The sequence below is a fragment of the Aliivibrio sp. 1S128 genome (assembly GCF_001691065.1).
Lineage (GTDB): Bacteria > Pseudomonadota > Gammaproteobacteria > Enterobacterales > Vibrionaceae > Aliivibrio.
The window spans coordinates 1-1,070 of the sequence record NZ_MAJV01000049.1 but is presented as its reverse complement, the minus strand read 5'-3'; the positions used below and the strand labels follow the sequence as shown (position 1 = coordinate 1,070).

At 44.9% G+C, this 1,070-nt stretch carries 1 protein-coding gene; it reads right to left on the bottom strand.

Annotation, left to right across the window (positions count from 1 at the left end):
- The coding region (tuf, locus tag A6E03_RS07700; RefSeq protein ID WP_065593228.1) for an elongation factor Tu at positions 1-1,070 on the bottom strand (1,070 nt) is incomplete at both ends.

Below are 1,070 nucleotides of genomic sequence, written 5' to 3'. Positions count from 1 at the left end.
AAGATTTTAGCAACAACACCAGCACCAACTGTACGGCCACCTTCACGGATTGCGAAGCGTAGACCTTCGTCCATTGCGATTGGAGCAATAAGCTCAACCGTCATTTGAACGTTGTCACCAGGCATTACCATTTCAACACCTTCAGGAAGTGTGATATCGCCAGTTACATCCGTTGTACGGAAGTAGAACTGAGGACGGTAGCCTTTGAAGAAAGGAGTATGACGGCCGCCTTCATCTTTAGAAAGAACGTATACTTCTGACTCAAATTTAGTGTGTGGGTTGATTGAACCTTTAGCAGCAAGTACTTGGCCACGTTCAACGTCATCACGCTTAGTACCACGTAGAAGTGCACCAACGTTCTCACCAGCACGACCTTCGTCAAGCAGTTTACGGAACATTTCAACACCAGTACATGTAGAAACTGTAGTTTCTTTGATACCAATGATTTCTACTTCGTCGCCTACACGTAGGATACCACGTTCGATACGACCAGTAACAACAGTACCACGACCTTGAATTGAGAATACATCTTCAATAGGAAGTAGGAAAGGCATGTCTACAGCACGCTCTGGAAGAGGGATGTATGTATCTAGAGCTTCTGCAAGCTCAATGATTTTAGCTTCCCACTGTTCTTCGCCGTTTAGAGCGCCAAGAGCTGAACCTTGGATTACTGGTAAATCATCACCTGGGTAATCGTATTCAGAAAGAAGTTCACGAACTTCCATTTCTACTAGCTCAAGAAGTTCTTCATCATCAACCATGTCACATTTGTTCATGAACACAACGATGAAAGGAATACCAACTTGACGACCAAGTAGGATGTGCTCACGTGTTTGTGGCATAGGACCATCAGTTGCAGCAACAACTAGGATACCACCATCCATTTGAGCAGCACCAGTGATCATGTTTTTAACATAATCGGCGTGTCCAGGACAGTCAACGTGTGCATAGTGACGTGCAGGAGTATCGTACTCAACATGAGAAGTTGAGATTGTGATACCACGCTCGCGCTCTTCAGGAGCGTTATCGATTGATGCGAAATCTTTAGCTACGCCACCGTAAATTTTAGC